Below are 20,425 nucleotides of genomic sequence, written 5' to 3' on the forward strand. Positions count from 1 at the left end.
GGGATATCTCTTGATTGAATGAGCGCCCACATTAAGGTGAGCGCCTCCTGCCTGGGCAATACAGGTTTATCGCACCACGATGCGTCCAATGTATGCGACGCTGGCACACGCCGAACGAGGGCAACCGTTCGATCGGATGTCCCGCTTCGCAGTGCAGTGGCTGAACCCTCCACATGGCATAAGTCTTGCGCCGTGCACTTACCTTCCAGGCTCGCAGGAGGCACGCCGTGTCGATTCATGTCGCACTGAACCATGTCACCCATTATCGCTACGACCGCGCCGTCGATGTCGGCCCTCAAGTGGTGCGCCTGCGCCCCGCGCCGCACAGCCGCACGCGGGTTCTTTCCTATGCCTTGAAAGTGTCGCCAGCGCAGCACTTCATCAATTGGCAGCAGGACCCACAGGGCAACTACCTGGCCCGCCTGGTGTTTCCGGAGAAGGCCACCGAGTTGCGCATCGAAGTGGACCTGGTTGCCGAGATCGCGGTGTTCAATCCCTTCGATTTCTTTCTCGAACCGCATGCGCAGCAGATTCCCTTCGCATACACCGACGAAGAGCAGCATGAGCTGGCCCCCTACCTGGAAACCCTGGCCCTGACGCCCAGGTTTCAAGCGTACCTGGACGGCATCGACCGTACGCCGATCCCCAGTATCGATTTCCTGGTCAGGCTGAACCAGCAACTCAGCCAGGACATTCGCTACCTGCTGCGCATGGAGCCGGGCGTGCAGACGCCCGAGCACACGCTGCTCACCGGTGCCGGTTCGTGCCGCGATTCCGCCTGGCTGCTGGTGCAGCTGATGCGCCGGCTGGGGATTGCCGCGCGCTTCGTCTCCGGCTACCTGATCCAATTGGTCGCCGATGAGCAGGCCCTCGACGGTCCGTCCGGTACCGATGTCGATTTCACCGACCTGCATGCCTGGTGCGAGGTGTATTTACCGGGCGCTGGCTGGATTGGTCTGGACGCCACGTCCGGGCTGTTTGCCGGGGAGGGCCACATTCCCCTGGCGTGCAGTCCCGAACCTTCTTCGGCGGCGCCGATCAGTGGCCGGGTGGAGCCCTGTGAGGTGACGTTTTCCCACCGGATGTCGGTGCAGCGTATCTGGCAGACGCCACGCGTCACCTGGCCGTTGAGCGAAGAGCAATGGGCGGACATGCAGGCCCTGGGGCAGCGGGTCGATGCCGATCTGCGCGCAGAGGACGTGCGCCTGGGCATCGGCAGCGAGCCGACCTTCGTGGCCATGGACGGCGCCGATGCCGCGACGTGGGAAGCTCGAAGCGACGCACCTGCCAGTGGTTTCAAGGCTACGTCGATGCCAGGCGTGTTCAAGGTCGACGTGCCGCAATCCACAAGCTGGGCGCAGTCGGTCCAAGGTGTGGATGAGCTGTACGAGCAGGCTCGGCAGCGTCGCCTGGAGGCCCAGCGGTTCATGATCGACGGTCGGCAGACCGGCACCGGCGCGGGTAATCCGTTGCTGCTGGGTGGGACGACGGCGGCGGATTCGCCGTTTCTGCGCCGGCCCGACCTGCTGCGCAGTCTGATCGGCTATTGGCATGATCATCCGGCGCTGTCGTATCTGTTCAGTGGCACTGCCTGGCCGACCCCGCGGGTCGACGAAACGCGCGGCGATGCGGTGTACGAACTCGAGATCGCTCTGGCGCAATTGCCCGTTCCCGGCGTGCCGTGCCCAACAGGGCTGATCGACCGTGTGCTGCGCCATCTGTTGGTGGATATGACCGGTAACCCTGCCGGCGCGCAGTTCTGCATTGCCCGTCTGGACGGTGACGGACCAGGGGAGCGCGCGGGGCTGCTGCGTCTGCAGGGCCTGGAAATGCCGCCCCATGGGCGCATGAACCTGGCTCTGCAACTGTTGCTGCGCAGCCTGGTGGCGCGCTTCTGGCGCAAGCCCTACGCACCGGCCAGGCTGACCCGCTGGGGTACACAGCTGCACGACCGCTTCATGCTGCCGTACTTCATCGAGCGCGATTTCGCCGAGGTGATCGACGATCTGAATGCACACGGCTATGCCGTGGATGCCGGATGGTTTGCCGCACAACGGGCGTTTCGCTTCCCCACGATGGGCGACTGCGTTGTAGAGGGAATTGCCGTGGAGCTGCGCCATGCCCTGGAGCCTGGCCCCGGACGAGGCAGTGCCAGTGGCGCGCCGCAGTCGCCGGACGCATCGCTGGAGCGCCTGCAGGTGCGCGTCAATGGGTTGCTGGCCGATCGTTACCGGCTGGCTGTCAACGGCCAGCCCCTGCCGCTGACCGCTACCGGTCGTGCCGGCGAGTTCGTTGCGGGAGTGCGCTACCGTGCCTGGCAGGCCGATCACGGCGATGACGTCGCCGGCCAGGCGCATGTGCCGCTGACCTTCGACATCGTCGACACCTGGACGCAGCGCTCGCTGGGTGGGTGCCAGTACCATGCGGTGCACCCCGGCGGGCGCAGCTACGACAGCCCACCGGTGAATGCCAACGAAGCCGAAAGCCGGCGTCTGGCGCGGTTCTTTCGGATCGGCCACAGTCCCGGCAGGTTGGTACTGCCAGCGCTCAAGGTGGACGATGACTTGCCGATGACCCTGGACATGCGCCGCGTTCCTCAAGGCGGGGTGTGAGCCATGGACGGTATCCGCGCACCGTGCAGGCTGCGATAATCGTTCTTCTCAACGCTGCCCCCGAGCTTCGCCATGTCTGACCTGCTCGATCGTTACTCGCTGTCCGGCGGGTCCTATCATGAAATGCTCGAACCCGATGGCGGCGTGCGCCCGCACTGGCGGCGCCTGTTCGAGCATCTGCAACGCAGTGCGCCAGGCCAGTTGTCGCAGCGCCAGGCGTCGCTGACACGGCAGATCCAGGAAAACGGCGTCACCTACAACGTCTATGCCGACCCCAAGGGGGCCGATCGGCCGTGGGAACTGGACCTGCTGCCGCACATCATTCCTGCCCACGAATGGCGCCAGGTCGCGGCGGGTATTGCCCAGCGGGCACGCTTGCTCAACGCCGTGCTGGCCGATATCTATGGCCCGCAAACGCTGATTGCCCAAGGGCTGCTGCCCGCCGAGCTGATCTTCGGGCACAACAACTACCTGTGGCCGTGCCAGGGCATGCAGCCGCCGCAGGGCACGTTCCTGCACCTGTATGCGGCGGACCTAGCGCGCACGCCCGATGGACGCTGGTGGGTCACCGCCGACCGGACCCAGGCGCCCTCCGGCGCAGGTTATGCGCTGGAAAACCGCATGGGCCTGTTGCGGACCTTTCCCGAGCTGTACCGCGACTTGAAAGTCGAGCACATGGCCGGCTTTTTTCGCACCGTGCAGGACACCATGAGCCGACTGGCCGCCAGCGCCAACGAGGCGCCGCTGGTGGTGCTGTTGACGCCTGGGCGGTTCAACGAAAGTTATTTCGAGCATCTGTACCTGGCACGCCAGCTCGGCTATCCGCTGGTCGAGGGCAGTGACCTGACTGTGCGCGAGGCGACCGTCTACCTGAAGACCTTGAGCGGTCTGCGCCGGGTGCACGCGATCATGCGTCGCCTGGACGACGATTTCTGCGACCCCCTGGAGTTGCGCACCGACTCTGCCCTGGGCGTGCCCGGCCTGCTCGACGCCGTGCGCCAGGGCAATGTGATGGTGGCCAATGCCTTGGGCAGCGGCGTGCTCGAATCGCCCGGGCTGCTGGGTTTTCTGCCGCGGATCTGTGAGCACCTGTTCGGCGAAACCTTGATCCTGCCGTCAATCGCCACCTGGTGGTGCGGCGAGCCGCCGGTGCTGGCCCAGGCCCTCGAGCGGCTGGACGAGCTGGTGATCAAGCCGGCCTTCCCGTCGCAGAACTTCGGCCCGGTGTTCGGTCGGGATCTGGACGCCGCCCAGCGTCAGGCGTTGACCGAACGCATTCAGGCCCGACCCTATGCCTACGTCGCTCAGGAAATGGCGCAGCTGTCCCTGGCGCCGGTGTGGCATGGCCACGGCAACCACCTGCAACCCAGGGCGATCGGCATGCGCGTGTTTGCGGTCGCCGCCGCCGACGGTTACCGGGTGTTGCCCGGCGGCTTGACCCGAGTGGCCACGGACGCCGATGCCGAAGTGGTGTCGATGCAGCACGGCGGCGCCAGCAAGGACACCTGGGTGTTGGGCGAGCACGCTCCGGTCGGCGAGCAGTGGCGGGCGCAGCGGAGCATCGGGGTCCATGACCTGGTGCGCATGGACCCCTACCTGCCTTCGCGGGTGGTGGAGAACCTGTTCTGGTTCGGCCGTTACTGCGAGCGTTGCGACGGCAGCGCACGACTGCTGCGGATCATTCTCGGCCGCTATCTGGACGGCGACGATCCTCAGGCGCTGCAGGCCGCTGTCGATCTGGCCGAGAGCCTGCACCTGTTGCCCGAGGAGGGCGACCTGCGCGAGCGCCTGCTGATGGCCCTGCGCGGTGAGGATTGGGCGTTCAGCCTGCGTGCCAACCTGCAGCGTCTGCAGTGGGCGGCGTTTCAGGTACGCGGCAAGCTGTCGCGAGAGAACTGGCAGGCGTTGGGCGAACTGCAGCGCGAGTCACTGGTGCTTGAAGTCGACGTGCCGGACCTGGGCGAGCTGCTCGACTTCCTCAATCGACTGGTGATGAACCTGGCTGCACTGTCCGGTTTTGCGCTCGACGACATGACCCGCGATGAAGGCTGGCGTTTTCTGATGATCGGGCGACGCATCGAACGCCTGCAGTTTCTCAGCAATGGTCTGTCGGCGTTTCTGGCAAGCGATGCGCTGGACGAACAGGCTGGCCTGGACTGGCTGCTCGAGTTGGGCAACAGCAGCATCACCTATCGTTCACGCTACCTGGCCGTGCCGCAGTTGATTCCGGTGCTGGACCTGCTGTTGCTCGACGCCCAGAATCCCCATGCCGTGTTGTTCCAGCTCAAGCTGGTGGCGCGGGCCGTACGCCGCCTGAGCGATGAATTCGACCTGCCGGTGGATCGCGCCCTGGAGCCACTGATCGAGCGCGTGGCGCGCTTCGATCTGGGTACCCTGGAAAACGCGCTGTTCGGTGAAGCCAGCGTGCGCGCCGTGCTCGACGGCCTGCGCAGCCTGCTGGAGGATATCGCCAGTGTCAGCGTGCAGGTATCGGACCGCCTGGCGTTGCGCCATTTCGTCCATGTCGACGATGTCAGCCAGCAAACGGTGTCGGTGTGATGAGTGCGCATTACCAGATCGTTCACGACACCCGTTACTGCTACGACAGCCCAGTGTCGCTGGCCAAGCAGCTGGCGCACCTGTGGCCGAGGCCTTGCGCCTGGCAGGTGTGCCATGAGCGCGCACTGCAGATCAGCCCCGAACCGACCCGGCGTACCGATGAGCTCGATGTGTTCGGCAATCCACTGACGCGGCTGGCGTTCGAGCGCCCCCACGATGAACTCAAGGTTGGCGCGCGCCTGCATGTCGAGGTGCTGCCACGAGCGCCGGTCGTGCTTGCCCTGTCGCCGGCCTGGGAGTCGACCCGCGATGCCCTGTGCTATAGCGGCCGGCCAGTCGCCGCGCAGGTGCTGCAAGCCTGTCGCTACCGCTTCGAATCCCCCTACGTGCGCCTGAAGAAAAGCTTCGTGGCGTTTTCCGCCAGTTGCTTTCCGTCCGGCAGGCCGATGCTGCAGGGTGCCCAGGCCTTGATGCAGAAGATCTTCAGCGAGTTCACGTTCGATGCCATGGCTACCCAGGTGGCGACGCCCCTGGTCGAGGTGTTGGAGAACCGTCGGGGCGTCTGCCAGGACTTCGCCCACCTGATGCTGGCCTGCCTGCGCTCGCGCGGTTTGGCGGCACGCTACGTCAGCGGCTACCTGTTGACCCAGCCACCGCCAGGGCAGCCGCGAATGATCGGCGCGGATGCGTCGCATGCCTGGGTATCGGTGTTCTGCCCGGTGCTGGGATGGGTCGATTTCGACCCCACCAACAACGTTCAACCGGGGCTGGAACACATCACCCTGGCATGGGGGCGTGATTTCAGCGACGTGTCGCCCTTGCGCGGGGTGATTCTGGGCGGTGGTGGGCACGATCCCGAAGTGCGCGTGACCGTTCTGCCGATGGTTTGAGCCGAATGTTTACAGCGAATGTCTGACTGCTGGCAGAGTGCTGCAGCCTGCGGCCAATCGTGAAATGATTGCCGCCGTAGCCATTTCCCCTGCCTGGAGACTCACATGTTTGCAAAAGCTGTAGCGGTATCGGTGCTTGCCCTGGCCAGCGGTCAGTTGCTGGCGGCCGAGTGCTCAACCACCGTCGATTCGACCGACCAGATGACCTTCGGCAGCAAGGCTATCGAGATCAGCAAGAGCTGCAAGACGTTCACGGTCAACCTGACCCACTCCGGCAGCCTGCCCAAGGAAGTCATGGGCCACAACTGGGTCCTGAGCAAGGAAGACGATGCCCGCGGCATCGCGATGGACGGCATGAGTGCCGGCATCGACAACAGCTACCTGAAGAAAGGCGACGAGCGCGTGATTGCGTACACCAAGGTCATCGGCGCCGGGGAGAAGGATTCGGTGTCGTTCGATGTGTCGAAACTATCGCCAGAGCAGAAATACCTGTTCTTCTGCTCGTTCCCGGGTCACTTGGCCATGATGAAGGGGGCAGTGACCCTGGTCGATTGAGTGTTCGCCTCGACCACGTAGGAGCGGTCATCGGCCGCGAAGCAGGCGACGCGGTATGCCTGATTCACCGCGTTGACCTTTTCGCGGCCACGGACCGCTCCTACAGGACGTCCGCCATTGCGCGTACTGGCTTCAAGCAGGCACCTTGAACACGTGGCGCAGGTAGGCGACGAAATTGGGGTCGCGGCACTGGGTCTTGGCGGCTTCGTCGGAAATCTTCGCCACCGGTTGGCCGTTGCAGTCGGTCATTTTCAGCACGATGTTCATGGGTTCCACGCCTGGAATGTCGCAGGTCAGGTTGGTGCCGATGCCGAAGCTCACATTGATGCGCCCGCGCAGTGCGCGAAATATCTGCAGGGACTTGGGCAGGTCCAGCCCATCGGAAAACACCAGGGTCTTGGTCATCGGATCGATGCCCAGCTTGCGGTAGTGGGCGATGGCCTTTTCCGCCCAGACCACCGGGTCACCCGAGTCGTGGCGCAAGCCATCGAAGAGCTTGGCGAAGTACAGGTCGAAATCCCCCAGAAACGCATCCATGGTGATGCAGTCGGTGAGCGCGATGCCAAGCAGGCCACGGTACTCGCGCACCCAGCAATCGAGTGCGGCGATCTGGCTGTCGATCAAGCGTGGCCCCAGTTGCTGGTGAGCCATGATCCACTCATGGGCCATGGTGCCCAGCGGCTTGAGATCCAGCTGACGGGCCAGGTGCATGTTGCTGGTGCCGACGAAGCGCCCCGGAAACTCGTGCTTGAGCACCGTGACCACTTCCTCCTGCACCTTGTAGGAAAAACGTCGACGAGTGCCGAAGTCGGCCACCTGCAATTCGGCCAGCTCTTCGCTGCTGGCATTGGCCTGCAGCCATTCGAACTTGCGGTAGAGTTTTTCCCGCGGCTGGCTGAGCAGCACATCGGGATAGCGAATGCGATTGCGTACCTCGCTGACCGTGGCCAGCAGTGGCACTTCGAACAGGATCACATGCAGCCACGGCCCGCGCAGGCGAATGAACAGCTGGTCGTTCTCGATGCCGATGCTCAGGTAGCGCAGGTTGAAGCGAAACAGACCCAGGAAGCGCAGGAAGTCGGGCTTCATGAAATTGATGCCTTCCAGAAAGCTCAGCTGGTCCGGGCCCAGGCTCAATTCGGAGAGCTGCTCGAGCTGTTCGCGAATATCGTTCAGGTAGGGCCGCAGGTCTTCGCCGTTGCGACAACGAAACTCCCACTCGACATCGACGTTGGGGTAGTTGTGCAGTACAGCCTGCATCATGCTCAACTTGTAAAGATCGGTGTCGAGCAGGTTTTGCACGATGCGATCGGCGAATACGCTCTCGCTCATCAGGGTCTCCAGAACCGCGTGCCTCATTTGGAACGGCGGTGGCGCACAGTAGGGGCACATTCTGCCAGCTTTTTGGAGTGCGGGTGGATGTGACGTGCCTTCCCCTGCGCGACCCGTGCCAGTGCCTTGCGCAGGCCCGCGAAGAGAGACGCGAAGTGGCCTGCACCCGGCACTGCAGGAGGATCCTGTGGTGCGCGGTGTAGCGGTTATGCACCGACAGTGTGCACTTCGGTTACGTCGGCGGTTACAGCGTGGTTGCCCACGGGCGCTGCGTGGGGTTGCAATGATGGCGCACACGGGTTGTACCCGCACTCTTTGCGGGTTCCACCATTCCCGTGCCAGACGGTTGCACGACCTGTAGAAAATGGTTCCGGCGCAGTGAAGTGCTCCTGAAAATGAAAACTGCGCAAGTTGGGCAAATGCGCTGGCACGGCCCTTGCTCTGAGCAATGCGCTGAAGCTGTAGTGCCAACCAAAAAAATTCAGGAGCACCACTCATGTCGCAGACGTTCTACAGGAAAGGTTTTCTGGCTCTCGCAGTGGCAGCTGCGCTGGGCGCTTCGTCGATTGTTCAAGCCGACATCAAGATCGGCGTAGCAGGGCCGATGACCGGTGCCAACGCATCGTTCGGTCAGCAGTACATGAAGGGTGCACAGGCGGCAGCCGATGCCATCAACAAGGCCGGCGGCGTGAATGGGGAAAAGATCGTCCTGGTCGCCGGTGATGACGCCTGCGAGCCGAAGCAGGCCGTGGCCGTCGCCAACCGGCTGGCCGATCAGGACAAGGTCGCAGGAGTGGTGGGGCACTTCTGTTCCTCGTCCACTGTTCCGGCATCCGAGGTGTATGCAGACGCCGGCGTGCTGATGATCACCCCCGGCTCGACCAACCCGACCGTGACCGAACGTGGCCTGCCGGCGGTATTCCGCATGTGCGGTCGCGACGACCAGCAGGGCATCGTGGCCGGCGACTACATCGTCGACGTGCTCAAGGGCAAGAAAGTCGCAGTGATCAACGACAAGGACACCTACGGCAAGGGCCTGGCCGACGCCACCTCGGCACAGCTGACCAAGCGCGGTGTGAAGCCGGTGCTGGAAGAAGGCCTGACCCGCGGCGAGAAAGACTTCAGCGCCCTGGTCACCAAGATTCGCTCCACCGGCGCCGATGTGGTGTATTTCGGCGGCCTGCACCCCGAAGCCGGGCCACTGGTTCGGCAGATGCGCGAACAGGGCCTCAAGGACGTCAAGTTCATGTCCGACGACGGCATCGTCACCGACGAACTGGTCACCACCGCTGGCGGTGCGCAATACGTCGACGGCGTGTACATGACCTTCGGCGCCGATCCGCGCATGCTGCCCGACAGCAAGGCGGTGGTTGAGGAGTTCCGCAAGTCCGGCTACGAGCCAGAGGGCTACACTCTGTACGCCTACGCTTCGTTGCAGGCCCTGGCTGCAGGCTTCAACGGCGCCAAGTCGAACAAGGGCGAAGAGGCTGCCAAATGGCTGAAGGCCAACCCGGTCAAGACCGTCATGGGCGAGAAGGCCTGGGACTCCAAGGGTGACCTGAAAGTGTCCGACTACGTGGTCTACCAGTGGAACGCCGAGGGCAAGTACAAGCAGCTGGAACAGCAGAAGTAGGACGTTTGCACTGGCGCATGCCAGTCCGGGCCGCCCTTGGGATGGCCCACGTTTCCCTCAATACCGCCTGACAGGTGGCGGGCGGGCCGAGGCCTGTCCGCACCTTGCGCGGTGCGCGGTTCCAGACGTTCGTGAGAGTGCATGATGGACGGTATCTTCCTGCAACAAATGATCAACGGCCTGACCCTGGGGTCGGTGTACGGCTTGATCGCCATTGGCTACACCATGGTCTATGGCATCATCGGCATGATCAACTTTGCCCACGGCGACGTTTACATGATCAGCGCCTACCTGGCCGCCATAGGCCTGGCCGTGCTGTCGTTCTTCGGCCTCGAATCCTTTCCGTTCCTGATCCTCGGCACATTGGTGTTCACCATCGTGGTGACCGGTGTGTACGGCTTCGTGATCGAGCGCGTGGCCTACAAGCCGCTGCGCAACTCGACCCGGCTGGCGCCGCTGATCAGCGCCATCGGCATATCGCTGATCCTGCAGAACTACGCGCAGATCAGCCAGGGCGCTCGCCAGCAAGGCGTCCCGACCCTGCTCGAAGGGGCCTGGCGCCTTGAAGTGGGCACCGGTTTCGTGCAGATCACCTACACCAAGATCTTCATCCTCATTGCCGCCTTCGTGGGCATGGGCGTGCTGACCTACATCATCAAGTTCACCAAACTTGGGCGCATGTGCCGCGCCACCCAGCAGGATCGCAAGATGGCCTCGATCCTGGGCATCAACACCGACCGGGTCATTTCCTATGTGTTCATCATCGGCGCGGCCATGGCGGCGCTGGCCGGCGTGTTGATCACCATGAACTACGGCACGTTCGACTTCTATGCCGGGTTCATCATCGGCATCAAGGCGTTCACCGCAGCGGTACTGGGCGGCATCGGCTCATTGCCCGGCGCCATGCTCGGTGGCCTGATACTGGGGGTTGCCGAATCGCAGTTCTCCGGCTTGATCAACTCCGACTACAAGGATGTGTTCAGCTTCGGCCTGTTGGTGCTGATCCTGATCTTCCGTCCCCAAGGCCTGCTGGGTCGCCCACTCGTGGCGAAGGTATAAGTATGTCCGCACCTACTGCCAAACCTATCGATATCAAGAAAAGCCTGGTCGACATGGTCATTGCCGGCCTGCTGGCGCTGATCGTGTTCGGCCCCATCGTCGGCATCGTGCTCGACGGCTACAGCTTCAACCTGCAACCGGCCCGCGTCGCCTGGCTGGTGGCAGCGGTGATGGCCGGGCGCTTCCTGCTCAGCCTGTTCCTGCAGACGCCGCGTGGCCGCAGCATTTCCCAGAGCTTCGAAAGCTCGGGGTCGGGCGTGCACGTGCTGCCGCCGGACTACAAGTCGCGGCTGCGCTTCATCATTCCAGCGCTGATCGTGATCGCCATCGTGTTCCCCATCTTCGCCAACAAATACATCCTCACCGTGGTCATTCTCGGGTTGATCTATGTGTTGCTGGGCCTGGGCCTGAACATCGTGGTCGGGCTGGCCGGTCTGCTCGACCTGGGCTACGTGGCGTTCTATGCCATCGGCGCCTACGGCCTCGCATTGGGCTACCAGTACCTGGGCCTGGGCTTCTGGTCGGCGTTGCCGCTGGCCGCGATCGCGGCGGCGCTGGCGGGGTGCATACTGGGTTTCCCGGTGCTGCGAATGCACGGGGACTACCTGGCCATCGTGACCTTGGGCTTCGGCGAAATCATTCGCCTGGTGCTCAACAACTGGTTGTCGTTCACCGGCGGTCCCAATGGTGTGCCGGTACCTTCGCCCACCTTCTTCGGCCTGGAGTTCGGTCGTCGCGCCCGTGACGGCGGGGTGCCGATCCACGAGTACTTCGGCTTCGAATACAACCCCGACCTGAAATTCCTGTTCATCTACGCCGTGCTGTTCCTGGTGGTACTGGCCGTTCTCTACGTCAAGCATCGACTCACTCGCATGCCGGTAGGGCGTGCCTGGGAAGCCCTGCGCGAGGACGAGATCGCCTGCCGCTCGATGGGCCTGAACCACGTGTTGGTCAAGCTTTCGGCCTTCACCATCGGTGCCTCCACCGCAGGCCTGGCCGGGGTGTTCTTCGCCAGCTACCAGGGCTTCGTCAACCCGACTTCGTTCACCTTCTTCGAGTCGGCGCTGATCCTTGCCATCGTCGTGCTGGGCGGCATGGGCTCCACCGTGGGTGTGGTGATTGCTGCCTTCGTACTGACCGTGGCCCCGGAGCTGCTGCGCAGTTTCTCCGAGTACCGAGTATTGCTGTTTGGCGTATTGATGGTACTGATGATGATCTGGCGGCCACGTGGCCTGATCCGTATCAGCCGTACCGGCATCAAGCCAGTCAAGGGCGCATTGATCGACGCCAAGGGGACTACGCCATGAGTAACGAAGTCATTCTGTCGGTCGAGAAGTTGATGATGCATTTCGGTGGCATCAAGGCCTTGAGCGATGTCAGCCTGCAGGTCCGGCGCAACTCGATCTTCGCCTTGATCGGCCCCAACGGCGCCGGCAAGACCACCGTCTTCAACTGTCTCACCGGGTTCTACAAGGCCACCGGTGGACGTATCGAACTGAACGCTCGCGGCCAGAAGACCAATGTCATCAAGTTGCTGGGCGAGCCGTTCCAGGCCACCGATTTCGTCTCGCCACGCAGCTTCGCCAGCCGTGTCTGGTACAAGATGTTCGGCGGGACTCACCTGGTGAACCGCGCCGGGCTGGCCCGGACCTTCCAGAACATTCGGCTGTTCAAGGAAATGTCGGTGCTGGAAAACCTGCTGGTCGCCCAGCACATGTGGGTCAACCGCAACATGCTGGCAGGCATCCTCAACACCCGTGGTTATCGCAAGGCCGAAGAGGACGCTATCAAGACCGCGTTCTACTGGCTGGAAGTGGTGGACCTGGTGAACTGCGCCAACCGCTTGGCCGGTGAGCTTTCCTACGGCCAGCAACGGCGTCTGGAGATCGCCCGGGCCATGTGCACGCGGCCCCAGGTGATCTGCCTGGACGAACCGGCGGCGGGCCTCAACCCGCAGGAAACCGAGGCCCTGAGCGGCATGATCCGCCTGCTGCGTGACGAGCACGACATGACGGTGGTGCTGATCGAACACGACATGGGCATGGTGATGAGCATTTCCGACGACATCGTGGTACTGGACCATGGCAATGTGATCGCCAAGGGCGGGCCGGAGCAGATCCGCAACGACCCCAAGGTGATCGCCGCCTACCTGGGTGCCGAAGAGGAGGAGCTGGTATGAGTACGCCCATCCTCGAAATGAAGGAGATCGACGTTCACTACGGCCCGATCCAGGCGCTGAAGAAAGTCTCGCTGCACATCAACGAGGGCGAGACGGTCAGCCTGATCGGTTCCAATGGCGCGGGCAAGTCGACGCTGTTGATGTCGATTTTCGGCCAGCCGCGCGCCAGTGCGGGGCAGATCATCTACCGGGGTACCGACATCACCCAGAAGTCGTCCCACTACATCGCTTCCAACGGCATTGCCCAGTCGCCGGAAGGCCGTCGGGTGTTTCCCGACATGTCGGTGGAAGAAAACCTGATGATGGGTACCATCCCCATCGGCGACAAGCACTCGAGCGAAGACATGCAGCGCATGTTCGAGCTGTTTCCACGGCTCAAGGAACGGCGCAATCAGCGCGCCATGACCATGTCCGGCGGCGAGCAGCAGATGCTGGCCATCGCGCGCGCGCTGATGAGCCGGCCCAAGCTGTTGCTGCTCGACGAGCCGTCGCTGGGGCTGGCGCCGATCGTGGTCAAGCAGATCTTCTCGACCCTGCGCGAGCTGGCCCAGGGCGGCATGACCATCTTCCTGGTCGAGCAGAACGCCAACCACGCCCTGCGGCTTTCCGACCGTGCCTATGTGATGGTCAACGGCGAGATCCGTCTGACCGGCACGGGGCGTGAGTTGTTGAGCAACGACGAGGTGCGCAACGCGTATCTGGGCGGGCACTGAGCAGACGTGAAAGGCTTGCCGAACGCCCCGTCAGGGGCGTTTTTCGTGACCCTGCCCAATTGTGGAAAACAAATTCGCTGCAGCGTCAATGTGCGACATAAAACCACTGTTGGTCACCGAAATGCCACAATGCACGCTTGTCCCCAATTGCTGTGGAACCGGTTGTGGACAAGTTGGTGGTATACCTCTGCAGGCCACGGTATACGGGGCCTTCAGTCAGCTGATCAAAAATCGTACAGCAGGTTGGGCAGTCGTGCGAACGGGCTTTGTCAACTGTTTTATCCACCGTGCCAATCAGAGTGACAGCACCCGCACAGGCTGTGGATAAGTCTGTGAACAAGCCTTGGAAATACTTCTAAAAGTGGCGGTTTCACTGGCGTTGCGCCTTTGGTCGTATGACCACTGCAGACATAGTGCCGTACGTACATGCGCAATACACCCCACCGGTCAAGCCAAAAAATTCTAATGGCTCCCGGCCAGCCTGGCCTCCGGGGTTGCCGTGCAGAAGGGAGTTGCCCCCAATCTCTGTGGAACGGCTTGTGGATAAGTTGCGGGTAACCGCACTGGGACCCGCAACCACGAGGGTCTGCGGGCGCTGTTCGATTATTGATCAGTTGCATACGGCCCGTACGCCGGGCATTCTGCAAAACCCCATTCACGGTGGCGACGATTCGAACGGCCTGCGCATTGCGTGGGCACGCTCCGTGGCTATCCCCGCAGGAGACCCGCATGACTTCCACGGTATTCATCACTGGCGCCACGTCCGGATTTGGCGAAGCCTGCGCGCGACGTTTCGCCGAGGCAGGCTGGTCGCTGATTCTCACCGGCCGTCGCGAAGAGCGCCTGATGGCGCTGAGCGAAGAGCTGTCGGCAAAGACGCGGGTGCATCCGCTGGTGCTCGATGTGCGCGATAGAAAGGCCATGGAGGCAGCGATTGCCGGGTTGCCTGAGGAGTTCGCCAGCATCAGCGGGTTGGTCAACAACGCCGGCCTGGCCTTGGGTGCCGATCCTGCACCCAAGTGCGACCTGGACGACTGGGACACCATGGTCGATACCAACGTCAAGGGCCTGATCTACGCGACGCGGCTGTTGCTGCCGCGCCTGATTGCCCACGGCAAGGGGGCTACCATCGTCAACCTGGGTTCGGTGGCGGGCAATTACCCGTATCCCGGCAGCCATGTGTACGGCGCCACCAAGGCCTTCGTCGGGCAATTCTCGTTGAGTCTGCGCTGTGACCTGCAGGGCACCGGCGTGCGCGTCACCAACCTGGAACCCGGGATGTGCGAAAGCGAGTTCTCACTGGTGCGTTTCGGCGGCGACCAGGCACGCTACGACGCCACCTATGCCGGCGCCAATCCGATCCAGCCGCAGGACATCGCCGAAACCATCCACTGGATTCTGACCCAGCCGGCGCACATCAACATCAACAGTCTGGAAGTGATGCCGGTCACGCAATCGTGGGCCGGCTTCGCCGTGGAGCGTCCAGGCAAGGCTTGATCGGCCCTGGCGTCAGAGGAACGCCTGCAGGCCCTGGTAGCAGGTCAGCAGGTGGTAGGGGGTGGTCGATGGCATGTCCGTGCGGCTGACCACCCCGGTGCCATCGCGGCATTCGTGCCAGCCGCCGGGGTGCAGGAAGCGCTCGCGCAGCACCTGCAACTGCGCGGCCACCGCCGCACCGGGCTGCAAGGTCAGCGCCCGCAGGTATTCGGCCTGTGCCCAGATACGCTGGGTGGCGTCCAGCACCTGGCCGTCGAGCGTGAGCATGCTCATGACCACGCCGTCCCGAACGCCCGTGCGTTGCGCATGGGTGAAGGCGCGCTGCAGGGAGAGGTGCAGCGCACTGCCCTGCAACAGCGGTGAGGTCTGCACGAGGAACAGCCATTCGAACTGATGACCGGGCTCGAACCAGTTATCCACCGCTCCGCGCGGCTTCTCCAGCATGATCCCGTGCTCGGGTTCCACGAAGCGCGCCTGCATCGCTTCGCACAGCGCCTGCAGCGCCGTTTGTGTGGGCTGGTCGCCACGCACTGCCAAGGTTGCCAGGAAGCCCTCGGCCAGGTGCATCAAGGGGTTCTGCAGTGGGCCGGTGCCCAAGTTGGCCCAGCCTTCGCCGAGCACGGCTTCGTAGAGCCCATCATCTGTGGAAAAGCGCGTGGCGATGACCTCGAGGGCGGCATTGAGCACCGATTCCACCAGCGGTTCGCGCACCTTGGCCCAGTAGTGCGCACAGGCGAAGACAATGAATGCGTGGGTGTAGAGATCCTTGCGTCGGTCCAGCGGGCGGCCCTGGGCGTCGATGCTGTAGAACCAGCCGCCGTGTTCGGCGTCGTGGAAATGCCGTTGCAGGGAACGGAACAGGGTGGCGGCGTGTTCGCGCGCACCGGGTTGCTCGATCAGGCTGGAAAAGACATACAGTTGACGGGCGCAGGCCATGGCGCGGTAGCGCTGCACCGGCAACGGCTGGCCGGCAGCGTTCACCGCTTCGAACGGCAGGCCGAGTTCGCTATCGAAGCCGGCGCCTTGCCACAACGGCAATACGATTTCGCGAAAGTGCGCTTGGGTGGCCGCCAGGGCGGCGTGCAGCGTTGGGTCGGGCATTGGCGGGATCATCGGAGGCGTTTTGCGCGACATGGTAGCAGGTGTCGGCCACGGCTCCTAAAGCAAGGCCCCCGGACAGAGGGCCGCGCCGCGATCAGCCGGCCAGTAGCCAGGCACCGGTCAACGCCGACAGAGCACCGGCAACGCGTACCAGTGGCGCGGCTGCCGTTGGCAGGAACCGAACGACGGCATAACCCGCCGCATGCAGTGCTGCGGTCGCCATGACGAAACCGGCAGCATAGGCAACCGGGCTGGACATCTCCGGCAATTCCAGGCCGTGAGCGACGCCGTGGAACAATGCGAACAGCGCAGTGGCCACCACCGCCAAGGCTAACGGTGGCCGCACGGCCAGTGCCACGGCCAGGCCCAGGGCCAGTACCGAGGCGGCAATGCCGCTTTCCAGTGTAGGCAGTTGCAGGCCGGCAAAACCCAGCAGGCCACCGATCAGCATGGTGCCGACGAAGGTGCAGGGCAGAGCCCAGCGTGCCGCGCCTTGCTGCTGCGCCGCCCACAGGCCGACGGCGAGCATGGCCAGCAGGTGGTCGAGGCCACCCAGGGGGTGACCGATGCCGGCCAGCAGGCCATTGTCGCCGTGTCCCGGATGAGCGAAGGCCACCGCCGGTGTCAGCAGCAGGGCTGCGCAGGTGAGAAGCGTCTTGAAGGTCATGCGGGTCTGTTCCTTATCGTCGTGTTCACGGTAGTTGCGGGCAAGGGTGCGCTGGGTTCAGGCGGCGTCGAGCAGGCCTTGGCGTTCGATGAAGGCAATGATCTGTTCCAGGCCCTGACCGGTCTTCTGGTTGCTGAAGACGAACGGCTTGTCGCCGCGCATGCGTCGGGTGTCGCTGTCCATCATTTCCAACGAGGCCCCTACCAGCGGCGCCAGGTCGATCTTGTTGATCACCAGCAGGTCGGACTTGCAGATGCCAGGGCCGCCCTTGCGCGGCAGCTTGTCGCCGGCGGACACGTCGATCACGTAGATGGTCAGGTCCGACAGCTCGGGGCTGAAGGTGGCGGACAGGTTGTCCCCACCCGATTCCACGAGGATCAGGTCCAGGCCCGGAAAGCGCCGGTTGAGCTGGTCCACGGCTTCCAGATTGATGGAGGCGTCTTCGCGGATGGCGGTGTGCGGGCAGCCACCGGTTTCCACACCGATGATGCGCTCGGGCGCCAGGGCCTGGTTGCGCACCAGGAAGTCGGCGTCTTCGCGGGTGTAGATATCGTTGGTGACCACGGCCAGGTTGTAGCGCTCGCGCAGGGCCAGGCACAAGGCCAGGGTCAGCGCGGTCTTGCCAGAGCCTACCGGGCCTCCGATACCGACACGCAGGGGTTGGGTATTCATGGTGACTCTCCTAGGAACGGAACAGGCGGCTGTACTGGCGCTCGTGGGCCATGCTCGCCAATGACAGGCCGAAAGCGGCGCTGCCGTAGTGTCGGGGATCCAGTTCGGTGGCTGCGAACTGGGCCTGCTGCAGCGTCGGCAGCAGTTGTGTGGTAAGTCGCTGAGCAGCCTGCTGGCCCAGGGGCAGGGTCTTCATGAGCACCGCCAACTGGTTTTCCAGCCAACTCCACAGCCAGGCCGCAAGGGCGTCCTGCGCAGGGATGTTCCAGGCGCGCGCGGCCAGTGCCCAGCCCAGGGCCAGGTGGGGCTCTTCGATCTGAGCCAGATAGTGGCGGGCCGTAATGTCCAGTTCGGCAAGGCCGAGCAGCAGTTGCTTGAGCGAATAGCCCATTTGCCGGCTTTCGAGTTGCAGTTCGCGGGTTTCGCGGCTCGAGCGATGTTCGGCACCTAGCTCCAGCAGTTGTCCCCAGTCCTCTTCGGCGGCAGCCACGCAGTGGGCCAGCAGCAGGGGCGCCTCGAAACGGGCCAGGTTGAGCAGCAGTTGGTCGGCGATCCAGCGATGGGCGCTTTGCGCATCGGCCACCGTGCCGTTTTCCACGGCCATCTCCAGGCCCTGCGAGTAGCTGTAGCCACCGATCGGCAGTTGCGGGCTGGCCAGGCGCAGCAGGGCCCAGGCGTTGTTCAAGTGCGCACGCCGAACTGGTGCAGTTTGGGCGCGTAGTTGAAGTCTTCCTCGCCATGGCGCGAGTGGTGATGACCACCGCCATAGGCGCCATGTTCGGGATGAAAAGGTGCCAGCAGGGGCTGGGTCTGGGCGCCGAGTTGTTCGAGCATGGCCTTGAGCACGTAGTCGTCGAGCAGGCGCAGCCAGCCGTCACCCACTTGCAGGGCCACGTGGCGGTTGCCCAGATGGTAGGCGGCGCGAGTCAGCTCGAAGGCGCTGCTGCAGGTGACATGAAGCAGCGCCTCGGGACGCGCGCAGACCCGCACCACGCGGCCGTCCTCGGCCTGCAGGCATTCACCGTCGTGCAACGGAGGTTGACCGCGTTCCAGAAACAGGCCGACGTCTTCACCTTCGGCACTGAAACAGCGCAGGCGACTCTTGCTGCGGGCTTCGAAGTTGAGGTGCAGTTCGGCTGCCCATTGGCTTGCGGGCGCGATTCTGCGATGGATAACCAGCATTGGACGTTTCCATTGAGGGGCAGTGGCCAATGCAGAGCAAGTGTCTTGCCAACCGGTAGTGAGCTAACGGGGCTGCGGGATCAGGATGAACGAGGCTCGGCGCAATGCACTGGTGCGGTGCGTAGCGGCGTGAGGTGCACCAATTCGAGGCGAGCGAGTTATTGGTTGAGGCCTTTCCAGTATTTGGCGCCGATGAAAATGAAGCGCAGTTGCTGGCTGATCTTCGCCTCGGGGGTCAGGTGGGCTGGCAGGTCGGCAGCGGGTGGGTCGATCAGTTCGGGAAGCGTGGCAAACACGGCCTTGACGACAAGGTCGGCCATCACCTGCAGTGACGCGCTGCTCAGGTGCTGCCATTTGGGCATGGACCCCAGATCGGTGGCCAGGTCGGCGCTGATGCCGGCGCGCAAAGTGGCAATGGCCTGGCGCACGGGCAGGGACCCTCCGTATTGCTCGCGGGCGAGGAACAGGAATTGCGGGCGATTGGCAGCCACTCCGTCGAGAAAGATGCGGACGGAAGCCGCCGTGAGGCCGCCGACCACTATTTCATGGTGACGAACCAGGCGCAGCGTGGCGCGGAACGTGGCGTCGACTTCGTTGACCAGGGCCAGGCCGAGCTGATCCATGTCGTCGAAATGGCGATAGAAACCGGTGGGTACGATGCCAGCAGCCTTGGCGACTTCGCGCAGGCTGATACTGCCGAAGCCTCGACCGGCCGCCATCAGTTGGCGTGCAGCTTCGAGGAGGGCGAGACGGGTCTGCTGTTTCTGTTCGGCGCGAGGCAACATCGACGGAGCTTCTGTGAAGGACAGCGAAGAACTCTAGCAAATTGACAGGCGGGGCGTCGAACCAAGCGGGTGCAGCGATGGATTACGCGGAGGTGGCAAGCCCGGCTTGGGGAGGCCGGGCTTCGTCGGATACCTCAAACCGCTGCCTCATGCGTTGGCTTGGTCTTGACGATCGAGCAGACGCTGCGAGCCGTTCTCGGCGAAGGTACCTTGTGGGGTGCGATCCGAACCGTCTTCAGCGAAAGTGGCCTGTGGCGTGCGGTCGGAGCCGTTCTCGGCGAAGGTGCCTTGTGGGGTGCGATCCGAACCGTCTTCAGCGAAAGTAGCCTGTGGCGTGCGGTCGGAGCCGTTCTCGGCGAAGGTGCCTTGTGGGGTGCGATCCGAACCGTCTTCAGCGAACGTGGCCTGTGGCGTGCGGTCGGAGCCGTTCTCGGCGACAGCGCCTTGTGGGGTGCGGTCGGAACCGTCTTCCGCCAGGTAGGGCTGGCTGAAGCTGGCAGCGCTGGAATGCAGTTCGGCGGAAACACTTTGATCGGCGGCTGGCATGGCGAAGGCGTTGGCAGCAAGGACCGAGAGAGTCAGGGAAAGCAGCAATTGGCGTTTCATGATGGTGGCGCTCCTTGGGAGGGCAGTAATTGGGTACAGAGCCAATGCTACTCTTTGAAATTCGATAGAAAAGTTCATAAAGGCAATGGTAACAATCAACGAAAATGATGTTTTGCCGCGAGGGCTCTAGATCGTGGGTTTCAGTGCACCAGCACAGTGAATTCTCGGGCCCTGAGCACCGTTGTCGAGCGTCACCATCGGTAACGTCGATGAAGGAGCGACGCTGAAATCCTGTAGCAGCGGCGCAAGCCGCGTCCGGGTTCATCGCATTGCATCAGGCACAACGCATCCGCCGTTGAAGCGGCTCGCGTCCGGGCTCGAAAAAGCCAAAAACTAAACCCTCGAGGCGTTTATCAGTCCTACCCTTGTTAGGTAGCACCCCC

18 protein-coding genes are annotated in these 20,425 nt (G+C 63.3%); 10 read left to right on the plus strand and 8 right to left on the minus strand.

The genetic code is table 11. The annotated features are described in order from the left end of the window. Positions 1 to 227 precede the first annotated feature (227 nt). The 4 genes from IFT80_RS11690 (at position 228) to azu (ending at position 6,616) form a co-directional block, all read left to right on the plus strand. A complete protein-coding gene (locus IFT80_RS11690) occupies positions 228 to 2,612 on the plus strand; it encodes a transglutaminase family protein (protein ID WP_192137598.1) in 2,385 nt (794 codons plus the stop codon). A 72-nt stretch (positions 2,613 to 2,684) separates the two neighbouring features. Next, positions 2,685 to 5,171: a circularly permuted type 2 ATP-grasp protein gene (locus IFT80_RS11695; protein WP_192059079.1), complete on the plus strand. Its 2,487-nt coding sequence runs from the start codon at positions 2,685 to 2,687 to the stop codon at positions 5,169 to 5,171. Further along, on the plus strand, positions 5,171 to 6,061 hold the full coding sequence (locus IFT80_RS11700; protein ID WP_122480354.1) for a transglutaminase family protein: 891 nt from the start codon (positions 5,171 to 5,173) through the stop codon (positions 6,059 to 6,061). Before IFT80_RS11695 ends, IFT80_RS11700 begins: the two co-directional genes overlap by 1 nt. Before the next feature lie 105 nt (positions 6,062 to 6,166). Beyond that, entirely contained in the window at positions 6,167 to 6,616 is a 450-nt protein-coding gene (gene azu / locus IFT80_RS11705; protein WP_192137599.1) for an azurin, read from the plus strand. Positions 6,617 to 6,748: 132 nt separating this feature from the next. Here azu and pncB read toward each other — a convergent pair whose 3' ends face one another. Then, on the minus strand, positions 6,749 to 7,948 hold the full coding sequence (gene pncB, locus IFT80_RS11710) for a nicotinate phosphoribosyltransferase (protein WP_122480352.1): 1,200 nt from the start codon (positions 7,946 to 7,948) through the stop codon (positions 6,749 to 6,751). 496 nt (positions 7,949 to 8,444) lie between these two features. Between pncB and IFT80_RS11715 the strand changes: the two genes are divergently transcribed. The 6 genes from IFT80_RS11715 to IFT80_RS11740 all read left to right on the plus strand — a co-directional run bounded on the left by IFT80_RS11715 (position 8,445) and on the right by IFT80_RS11740 (position 15,029). Continuing rightward, positions 8,445 to 9,581 carry a branched-chain amino acid ABC transporter substrate-binding protein gene (locus tag IFT80_RS11715; RefSeq protein WP_122480351.1) on the plus strand — a complete coding sequence of 379 codons (1,137 nt, stop codon included), beginning with the start codon at positions 8,445 to 8,447 and terminating at the stop codon, positions 9,579 to 9,581. A 144-nt stretch (positions 9,582 to 9,725) separates the two neighbouring features. After that, the gene (locus IFT80_RS11720; protein ID WP_122480658.1) at positions 9,726 to 10,640 is read left to right on the plus strand and encodes an ABC transporter permease subunit; all 915 of its coding nucleotides are present in this window, start codon (positions 9,726 to 9,728) and stop codon (positions 10,638 to 10,640) included. A 2-nt stretch (positions 10,641 to 10,642) separates the two neighbouring features. After that, positions 10,643 to 11,947 (plus strand): high-affinity branched-chain amino acid ABC transporter permease LivM, encoded by a 1,305-nt coding sequence (gene livM / locus IFT80_RS11725; protein ID WP_122480350.1) that lies wholly within the window; start codon positions 10,643 to 10,645, stop codon positions 11,945 to 11,947. Further along, the gene (locus IFT80_RS11730) at positions 11,944 to 12,819 is read left to right on the plus strand and encodes an ABC transporter ATP-binding protein (protein ID WP_122480349.1); all 876 of its coding nucleotides are present in this window, start codon (positions 11,944 to 11,946) and stop codon (positions 12,817 to 12,819) included. Before livM ends, IFT80_RS11730 begins: the two co-directional genes overlap by 4 nt. Continuing rightward, positions 12,816 to 13,532, plus strand: a complete 717-nt coding sequence (locus IFT80_RS11735) for an ABC transporter ATP-binding protein (protein ID WP_122480348.1) — start codon at positions 12,816 to 12,818, stop codon at positions 13,530 to 13,532. Before IFT80_RS11730 ends, IFT80_RS11735 begins: the two co-directional genes overlap by 4 nt. Before the next feature lie 729 nt (positions 13,533 to 14,261). Next, positions 14,262 to 15,029 carry an SDR family oxidoreductase gene (locus IFT80_RS11740; protein ID WP_122480347.1) on the plus strand — a complete coding sequence of 256 codons (768 nt, stop codon included), beginning with the start codon at positions 14,262 to 14,264 and terminating at the stop codon, positions 15,027 to 15,029. A 12-nt stretch (positions 15,030 to 15,041) separates the two neighbouring features. Here IFT80_RS11740 and IFT80_RS11745 read toward each other — a convergent pair whose 3' ends face one another. The 7 genes from IFT80_RS11745 to IFT80_RS11775 form a co-directional block, all read right to left on the minus strand. Then, the gene (locus tag IFT80_RS11745) at positions 15,042 to 16,130 is read right to left on the minus strand and encodes an AGE family epimerase/isomerase (protein WP_192137600.1); all 1,089 of its coding nucleotides are present in this window, start codon (positions 16,128 to 16,130) and stop codon (positions 15,042 to 15,044) included. Between the two features lie 94 nt (positions 16,131 to 16,224). Continuing rightward, a complete protein-coding gene (locus IFT80_RS11750) occupies positions 16,225 to 16,797 on the minus strand; it encodes a HupE/UreJ family protein (RefSeq protein ID WP_192137601.1) in 573 nt (190 codons plus the stop codon). 57 nt (positions 16,798 to 16,854) lie between these two features. Continuing rightward, positions 16,855 to 17,469: an urease accessory protein UreG gene (ureG, locus tag IFT80_RS11755; RefSeq protein WP_122480344.1), complete on the minus strand. Its 615-nt coding sequence runs from the start codon at positions 17,467 to 17,469 to the stop codon at positions 16,855 to 16,857. 10 nt (positions 17,470 to 17,479) lie between these two features. Continuing rightward, positions 17,480 to 18,154, minus strand: a complete 675-nt coding sequence (locus IFT80_RS11760) for an urease accessory protein UreF (protein ID WP_122480343.1) — start codon at positions 18,152 to 18,154, stop codon at positions 17,480 to 17,482. Continuing rightward, positions 18,151 to 18,651: an urease accessory protein UreE gene (ureE, locus tag IFT80_RS11765; RefSeq protein WP_122480342.1), complete on the minus strand. Its 501-nt coding sequence runs from the start codon at positions 18,649 to 18,651 to the stop codon at positions 18,151 to 18,153. The genes IFT80_RS11760 and ureE overlap by 4 nt, the downstream gene beginning before the upstream one ends. Positions 18,652 to 18,809: 158 nt before the next feature. Beyond that, positions 18,810 to 19,436 (minus strand): TetR family transcriptional regulator, encoded by a 627-nt coding sequence (locus IFT80_RS11770; protein WP_192059085.1) that lies wholly within the window; start codon positions 19,434 to 19,436, stop codon positions 18,810 to 18,812. 147 nt (positions 19,437 to 19,583) lie between these two features. Beyond that, positions 19,584 to 20,042, minus strand: coding sequence for a hypothetical protein (locus IFT80_RS11775; protein ID WP_192137602.1), 459 nt, complete (start codon positions 20,040 to 20,042; stop codon positions 19,584 to 19,586). Positions 20,043 to 20,425 lie beyond the last annotated feature (383 nt).

This window comes from Pseudomonas sp. CFBP 8771, from assembly GCF_014841695.1.
GTDB lineage: Bacteria > Pseudomonadota > Gammaproteobacteria > Pseudomonadales > Pseudomonadaceae > Aquipseudomonas > Aquipseudomonas baltica.

Coding starts and splice junctions, on each gene's coding strand:
- IFT80_RS11695 (WP_192059079.1), top strand. CDS start 2,685: ATGTCTGACCTGCTCGATCGTTACTCGCTGTCCGGCGGGTCCTATCAT.
- IFT80_RS11700 (WP_122480354.1), top strand. CDS start 5,171: ATGAGTGCGCATTACCAGATCGTTCACGACACCCGTTACTGCTACGAC.
- azu (WP_192137599.1), top strand. CDS start 6,167: ATGTTTGCAAAAGCTGTAGCGGTATCGGTGCTTGCCCTGGCCAGCGGT.
- pncB (WP_122480352.1), bottom strand. CDS start 7,948: ATGAGCGAGAGCGTATTCGCCGATCGCATCGTGCAAAACCTGCTCGAC.
- IFT80_RS11715 (WP_122480351.1), top strand. CDS start 8,445: ATGTCGCAGACGTTCTACAGGAAAGGTTTTCTGGCTCTCGCAGTGGCA.
- IFT80_RS11720 (WP_122480658.1), top strand. CDS start 9,726: ATGGACGGTATCTTCCTGCAACAAATGATCAACGGCCTGACCCTGGGG.
- livM (WP_122480350.1), top strand. CDS start 10,643: ATGTCCGCACCTACTGCCAAACCTATCGATATCAAGAAAAGCCTGGTC.
- IFT80_RS11730 (WP_122480349.1), top strand. CDS start 11,944: ATGAGTAACGAAGTCATTCTGTCGGTCGAGAAGTTGATGATGCATTTC.
- IFT80_RS11735 (WP_122480348.1), top strand. CDS start 12,816: ATGAGTACGCCCATCCTCGAAATGAAGGAGATCGACGTTCACTACGGC.
- IFT80_RS11740 (WP_122480347.1), top strand. CDS start 14,262: ATGACTTCCACGGTATTCATCACTGGCGCCACGTCCGGATTTGGCGAA.
- IFT80_RS11745 (WP_192137600.1), bottom strand. CDS start 16,130: ATGCCCGACCCAACGCTGCACGCCGCCCTGGCGGCCACCCAAGCGCAC.
- IFT80_RS11750 (WP_192137601.1), bottom strand. CDS start 16,797: ATGACCTTCAAGACGCTTCTCACCTGCGCAGCCCTGCTGCTGACACCG.
- ureG (WP_122480344.1), bottom strand. CDS start 17,469: ATGAATACCCAACCCCTGCGTGTCGGTATCGGAGGCCCGGTAGGCTCT.
- ureE (WP_122480342.1), bottom strand. CDS start 18,651: ATGCTGGTTATCCATCGCAGAATCGCGCCCGCAAGCCAATGGGCAGCC.
- IFT80_RS11770 (WP_192059085.1), bottom strand. CDS start 19,436: ATGTTGCCTCGCGCCGAACAGAAACAGCAGACCCGTCTCGCCCTCCTC.
- IFT80_RS11775 (WP_192137602.1), bottom strand. CDS start 20,042: ATGAAACGCCAATTGCTGCTTTCCCTGACTCTCTCGGTCCTTGCTGCC.